General features: G+C 69.5%; 7 protein-coding genes. 1 reads left to right on the top strand and 6 read right to left on the bottom strand.

Translation table 11 applies throughout. The features are described 5' to 3' along the window. Positions 1-146: 146 nt before the first annotated feature. The 6 genes from CJ301_RS03190 to CJ301_RS03165 all read right to left on the bottom strand — a co-directional run bounded on the left by CJ301_RS03190 (position 147) and on the right by CJ301_RS03165 (position 5,363). Positions 147-1,388: an AAA family ATPase gene (locus tag CJ301_RS03190; RefSeq protein WP_099274102.1), complete on the bottom strand. Its 1,242-nt coding sequence runs from the start codon at positions 1,386-1,388 to the stop codon at positions 147-149. Between the two features lie 188 nt (positions 1,389-1,576). After that, positions 1,577-2,236 (bottom strand): OmpA family protein, encoded by a 660-nt coding sequence (locus tag CJ301_RS03185; RefSeq protein WP_099274100.1) that lies wholly within the window; start codon positions 2,234-2,236, stop codon positions 1,577-1,579. A 13-nt stretch (positions 2,237-2,249) separates the two neighbouring features. Beyond that, on the bottom strand, positions 2,250-3,671 hold the full coding sequence (locus tag CJ301_RS03180; RefSeq protein ID WP_099274097.1) for a type II and III secretion system protein family protein: 1,422 nt from the start codon (positions 3,669-3,671) through the stop codon (positions 2,250-2,252). A 230-nt stretch (positions 3,672-3,901) separates the two neighbouring features. After that, entirely contained in the window at positions 3,902-4,762 is an 861-nt protein-coding gene (cpaB, locus tag CJ301_RS03175; RefSeq protein WP_099274095.1) for a Flp pilus assembly protein CpaB, read from the bottom strand. Positions 4,763-4,790: 28 nt separating this feature from the next. Continuing rightward, the gene (locus tag CJ301_RS03170; protein ID WP_099274093.1) at positions 4,791-4,988 is read right to left on the bottom strand and encodes a hypothetical protein; all 198 of its coding nucleotides are present in this window, start codon (positions 4,986-4,988) and stop codon (positions 4,791-4,793) included. A 165-nt stretch (positions 4,989-5,153) separates the two neighbouring features. Then, positions 5,154-5,363: a hypothetical protein gene (locus CJ301_RS03165; RefSeq protein WP_099274091.1), complete on the bottom strand. Its 210-nt coding sequence runs from the start codon at positions 5,361-5,363 to the stop codon at positions 5,154-5,156. A 287-nt stretch (positions 5,364-5,650) separates the two neighbouring features. Between CJ301_RS03165 and CJ301_RS03160 the strand changes: the two genes are divergently transcribed. After that, entirely contained in the window at positions 5,651-6,487 is an 837-nt protein-coding gene (locus CJ301_RS03160; protein ID WP_437438404.1) for a lytic transglycosylase domain-containing protein, read from the top strand.

The raw sequence follows: 6,487 nt of genomic DNA, 5'->3' as shown, positions 1-6,487 counted from the left end.
CGCGGTCGGGGTGGGCGCGTGGGCGGGGGCTCGGGCCGAGGCTTGGGCCGGGGCTTGGGACGGGGCCTTGCCCGGAGCCTGGGCCGGGGCCGAGCCGGGTTCGGGCTTTCGGAACTTCGAGAACATGACGATTCCCTCCTGTGGCGTCAGCCCGTGGCTTTGCTGTCGGCGATGTTGACCTTGTGGACCGAGCGCGCGAGCTTCGCGATCTCGCGGCGCAGCGCGTTCTTGGGCGCGCCCTCGGCCAGCGGGGCGCCGTGATCGGCGTTCTGGGTCACGGCCCGGCCGCCATCGGGCAGCTGGATCTCGATCGAGATCCCGAGCGAATCCGCCAGCCGCCGGGCCCGGCTCTTGCCGGACAGGTCGGTGAAGCCCGGCGCGCGGTTGAGCACGAAGCGCAGCTTCTCGAAGGGCAGCTCCTCCGATTGCAGCGCCCGCTTGAGCCGCATCGTGTTCTGGGCCGAGCGCATGTCCAGCTCCAGAGTGGCGAAATAGACATGTGCGGCCTGGAGCACGGTTTCGGACCAGTCGACCATGTTGGCGGGCATGTCGATCACCACGTAGTCGAAATTGACCCGCGCCATCTCGATCAGCCGCCCCATGTCGCCGGGGCTGACGAGATCGAGCGGCACCAGCTCGGCGGGCGAGGTCAGCACGTGCAGGCGCTCGCGATGGATCAGCATCGCCGACAGCATGCTTTCGCTGTCGGCCGAGCCCGGATCGCTCAGCAGCTCCAGCACCGCCTCGCGGCGCGGCAGGTCGAGATAGGTGGCGACGGTGCCGAACTGCAGGTCGAGATCGATCAGGCAGACCCGCGGCGGCGCCTTGCGGTCGACATTGGCCAGCTCCCAGGCGAGGTTCACCGCGAGCGTCGTCGCGCCGCTGCCGCCCGCGAGCCCCTGCACCGGGATCACCACGCCCGAGCGGTCGCCCGTGGCGCGCGGCCCGGGCTCGGCGGGCTCGGGCAGGATCGGGCCCACCCCCTTGCGCAGCCGGTCGATCGCCTGCGCCAGCTCGCCCTCGGGCAGCGGGTAGGGGACGAATTCATCGCCGCCCTCGCGCAGGAGCTGGTGCAGCGCCGCGGGGCTGACATCGTCGGCGATGAGCACCACCTTGATGTCGCGGCGCTTGGCGCGGGCGATGATGTCGGCGATCAGGGCGAGCAGGCGCTCGTCCTCCTTGCTGATCGCCACGGCGACGAATTCGAGCTCGTCGGCCTCGGGCTGTTCGAGAAAGGCCAGCGCATCCTCGAAGCCCAGATCGCCCCAGTTCTCGCCCATCGCGGCTTCCATGTCCTCGATCAGCAGGTCAAACTGCTGGACGTCGCGGCTGATGGTGCAGGCCGAAACCGGCTGCGGATCGGGTTGCAGGGGCGCCGTGCTGCTCATTCCTTCGTATCCTCTGTCAGGCGAGACCCCGCATCGGCGGGATGGTCCGAGGCTTTGCCGGACCCGGCCTCAATCCTCCACATTCACCGTGATGCCGGGAAATCATGGCTGCAATGGGGCTGAAAAGCTGAAATTGTAGGCCCTGCGGCGACGATACCCGCCGCAAGGCGGGCTTTGTCGCCAGCCGATCAGGGGGTGGCGCCGCCGCCGGCACCACCGCCGCCACCGCTACTGCCGGCCCCGAGCGTCGTGGGGGCCGCGGCGCTCTCGACATAGCCGTTGAACACCGTGGCGGCGTATTTGCCGTTGAGCAGGTTCGGATGCCCCTGCACGAAGCCCGAGACCTCGGTGACGGTGCGGCGATTGGCACGCTCGGGGTCGGTGGTGGCGATGATGGGGCGCGATTCGCCGAAGGAAGCGACCGCCTCTAGCCGCCGCGCGTCGAGCCCCTGTGCCACCAGATAGGCGACGGCGGCGCGGGCGCGGCGCAGGCCGAGCGCCTCGTTATAGGCCGCATCGCCGACGAGATCGGTATGGCCGTAGACCCGGAAGCGCAGCTCGGGAAAGCGGCGGATCCAGCCGGCCTGCCTTTGCAATGTCGCGCGCGCGGCGGCGTCGAGGCGGTCGGAATTGAAGGCGAAGTTGATGACCGTGTCCACCTCGGCGGCGAAGCGGCGCGACAGGTCGACCCGCAGCGCCTCGGAGGCCCGCGTCTGCGCCAGCGTGTTGCTGCGGGTGGCATCGCCGAAACCGGCGGTGCCGCCGCCCGCCGGCTGATCGAAGCCCGGGGGCGCGGCGCAGGCGGCCAGCGACAGGGCGCAGCCCAGGGCGGTCAGGACAAGGCGCATCGCGGCTCTCTCCTCAATCCATCACATAGCCGTAGGAGCCGGAAAAATCCTGGCGGGCGATCTCTCCGGCGCCACCAGATTGGGGCGCGCGATCGGCCGCGATCCGGCCGAACAGGAACAGGTCGCGCTCGCTGGGCGGGCGGACGCGGTCGGTGGGCATGGCCAGCGTCTCGCCGCGGGTGGGGGTGACCAGATGCGGGGTGATGATGATCACCAGCTCGGTCTGCCGGCGGCTGTACTCGGCCGAGCGGAACAGCGCGCCCAGCACCGGGATGTCGCCGATCCAGGGCACCTGGCCCTTCAGATCGCTGAAATCGTCGGAGAGGAGCCCCGCGATGGCGAAGCTTTCGCCGTCGCGCATCTCGACGGTGGTCGAGGTCTCGCGGCGCTTGAAGGCGTCGACGGTGAAGCCGTTGGAGACGATCCCGTTGGCGGAGTCGATCGAGCTGACCGCGGCCTTGAGCTCGAGATTGATCAGATCGCCTTCGACCACGCGGGGCACGAAGCCGAGCTCGACGCCGAAGGGCTTGTATTCGATCGAGATGTTGCCGCCGTCCTGGCTGATGGGGACGGGGTATTCGCCGCCCGCCAGAAAGCTCGCCTCCTGGCCCGACAGGGCGGTGAGGTTGGGCTCGGCCAGCGTGCGCACCACGCCGCGGTTTTCCAAGGCCTCGAGCAGCAGCCCGACCTCGACCCCGCCCGCGTTGAAGCCGAACAGCGTCGCGGCATTGCCGGTGGTCGCGGCGGGCAGGCTGCCGCCCAGCGCCGTGCCGAGCCCGCCCGCATTGCCCAGCGCATTGGTGCCGATGGCGAGCCCCAGATCATCGCCCAGCGCCGTGCCGCGCGCGCCCAGCGAGGCCGAGAGCGACTTGCTGACCGAGCGCTGCATCTCCGAGAAGCGGACCTTGAGCATCACCTGCTGCGTGCCGCCGACGCTCATCAGGTTGGAGACGCGGTCCGGCGCGTAGCGCTGGGCCAGTTCGAGCGCGCGGTCGAGCTTGCCGATCGAGCTGACCACGCCCGACAGCACGATGCCGTCATTGGCGGTGCGCACCTCGATCCCCTCGCCGGGCAGGATCTGCTCCAGCCGCTCCTTGAACTCCGCGATGTCGGGGGTGACATGCACCTCGACATTGGTGATCAGCCGGCCATTCTCGCCCAGCACGGTCAGCGTCGTGCGGCCCGGCGCCTTGCCCAGCACATAGATCGTCCGGTCGGTCAGCGAGGAGATGTCGGCAATGCCGGGATTGGCGATCGACAGCTCGGTGAAGGCGACATCGCTCTCGACCACCACGGCGCGGTTCATCGGCACCTGCAGCGCCCGCGTCGGAGACCCGCCCAGCACCCGGAGCGGCTCGGCTTGGGCTCCGGCCGGCAACGCCATGGCCAAAGCGAGGCCCGCCAGGCCGGCCCGCAGGATATGTCGGATGTTCATCAAGCTGCCTCGCTGCAGGTCGCGCGTCGGGGTCTTTCATGCCCCGTCGAGGCGGAGCCTGCCCGAGGGCGCGGCGCAATGCAACGCGCGGCGGGGCGTGGCCGCGGTTTGTGGGGATGCGGCCACAGGCCCGCGCCGTGGCCCGCACCAAGATCCGCATCAAGGCCCGCGCTCCGGCATGGGCCGGGCCGCGGGCCAGGGCGGGGGCGCCGTGGCCCGCGGCGTTCGCCTCAGTTGGTGCAGGGAATCGCGATCTCGACCACCTCGGCGCCGCGCCGGGTGCGCACCGAGCAGACCTCCGGCTCGGGCGGCGCGGCAACCGCCTGCGGCGCCGCCTCGGGGATGATGCCCAGCAGGCTGCTCTGGTCCACCTCGACCGTCTGCGCGACCTCTTCGTCGAACAGCCCGACCAGCGACAGCGCCAGCGACCCGGTCGACTGGGCCTGCGCCAGCTTGGCGGCCTGTTCGGGCGTGACCTGGACCGTCACGGTGCGGGCGACCATCGCTTCGGTGCGCCCCTGTTCGGCGGTCTGGTCGACACCGACCAGCTCCAGCCCGGTCTCGATCAGCTTGGTGACCTCGCGGCGCCCGTCGCCGCCCGACACCGAGCCGGTCCAGTAGACATCGACCCGGTCGCCCGGCCTGAGGAAGCCCGACACGCCGCTGGTCGCGTTGACGCTGATGGCAAAGGCGCGCATGCCGGCGGTCAGCCGGGTGCTGATCCCCGCATCGCCGCCCGGCGTGGTGATCTTCGAGGCCAGCACCGGCTCGTTGGGTTCCATGGGGCGCAGCACGATCCGCGACACGTCCTCGCCCTCGGGAAACAGCTCCTCGAGATCGGCAAAGGTGCCCTCGGGCAGGAAATCCTTTGTATAGCGGATCGGCTTGAGATCCGCGCGGGTGATGACGGTGCCGTAAGGCAGGGGGCGGCCGACGCCGACGACCTCGACCGTCGGCATGCGGTCGGCCGCGGCGTTGCGCTCGGCGGCGATGATGGCCTGCTGCTGATCGAAATAGCCCTTGATCATGTAGACCGCGAAGCCCGCCAGCCCGAGGCCGAGCATCAGCACCAGCCCGAATACCGTTCTCATCGCTTGTCTCCTCCAGACTGCATCCGCTTCACTCCGCCAGGCTGTCGACGAAGGTTTTCGCGTTGTTCATGTTGGCATTGTAGGTGGCATTGGGCGATCTGGCCGCCGAGGCGAACATGGCCATGACCGCCACGGACAGCCCCACGATGGCGGCCGTCAGCACGACCCAGTCCACCGTGACCGCGCCTTTCTCGTCGCGGCATAGCGCGGCGATGTGTCGGACCATGTTCCTGCTCCCGATCTGAATGCCTGAAGGCGATCCTGCCTGGCGATTGTGGCGCGTCGATGGGCATTCGGGGGTTTTGCGGCGGCGGCAGCGCGCGCGTCATGCCATGGCGAAAGGGGCCGCATGTCGGATGCGGCCCCTTGTTCTGTCATTCATGTATTTCGATTAGCCGTTGTTGTCTTCGCCCTCGGGGCCGTAGTCCGTATCGACCGTTTCCAGCCCACTTTCGATGTTGTCGGCCAGTGTGTCGACGCCGTCACTCACAGTCGCCAAGATTGCCACGCCGATCCCGACGATGGCGGCGGTGAGAACGACCCAGTCGACCGTGACGGCGCCGGCTTCGTCATTGGCGAAGGACTTGAAGAAGTTGAGCATGTTGTAACCCTCCTCGGGGCAATGTTGGACATACGATACCCGTGCGGGCTGTTTCGTGGCTGGTCTTGGTCCGACCCGATCGCCGCTGTGGATGTCGTCCATATGGCCGTCCGATTGGGGCGGGAGTTTGTCTGGGATCGTGCGATTTCGAAGCCATTTGACGAAACCTGCAACCTGCGGACGTGACCGTTTCTCCTCAGGGATCGGCCGCGATGCGCGGAGGGGCATCGTCGCGCGGATGGCGGCGATAGATTGGACGGAGAATCGCGAAGCAGGTGGGGCCGATCATGATGTCTGCGAGAATGTGCCGCGCGATCGCCATGGGCGCGGGGCTGTGGCTTGCGCTGGCCGCGCCGGTGACGGCCGAAAGATCGGGCGGCGATTTCACCTTTCGCCGGATCGCGGTGCCCAAGGCCGGCGCAAAGCGCATCACGGTGCAGATCGCGCCCGGCGCGCTGCACAGGGCCTCGGCCCCGCGCGCGGCCGGGCAGTCCGACCCTGCCGCCACTCCGCCCGCCGCCGCGCCGCGCCGCGCGGGGGCCGACTGGTTCTGGAGCGCGGTCTCGCCGCGGCTTTCCGACAGCGGGCCGGGGCGGCTTGAACCCGCGCTGTCGGCCTTGCGCGGCGCGCCTGCGGGCGCCGCCGCCGCGCCGCGGCTGCAGCACATGCAGCAGATCGCCCGCCTGCACGGCGCGGATATCATGCGGCTCACCATCGGGACAAAGGTCTCGCCCGCTCTGGCGCTGGCGGTGATCGCGGTGGAAAGCGCCGGGCGCACGGATGCGGTCAGCTCGGCCGGCGCGCAGGGGCTGATGCAGCTGATGCCGGCCACGGCGGCGCGATTCGGGGTCACCGATCGCCGCGACGCCGCCGAGAACATTCGCGGCGGCATCGCCTATCTCGACTGGCTGATGGGCCATTTCGACCGCGATCCGATCCTCGCGCTCGCGGGATACAATGCGGGCGAGGGCGCGGTGCGCGACAATGCAGGCGTGCCGCCCTATGCCGAAACCCGCGCCTATGTGCCCAAGGTGCTGGCCGCCTGGAGCGTGGCGCGGGGGCTGTGCCTGACGCCGCCGGTGCTGATGAGCGATGGCTGCGTCTTCGCGGTGGGGCGGCTCTGA

The organism is Limimaricola cinnabarinus (assembly GCF_002723615.1).
Classification (GTDB): domain Bacteria; phylum Pseudomonadota; class Alphaproteobacteria; order Rhodobacterales; family Rhodobacteraceae; genus Limimaricola; species Limimaricola cinnabarinus_B.
The sequence above is the reverse complement of the archived record's forward strand: the minus strand, read 5'-3'. Positions and strand labels throughout refer to the sequence as shown.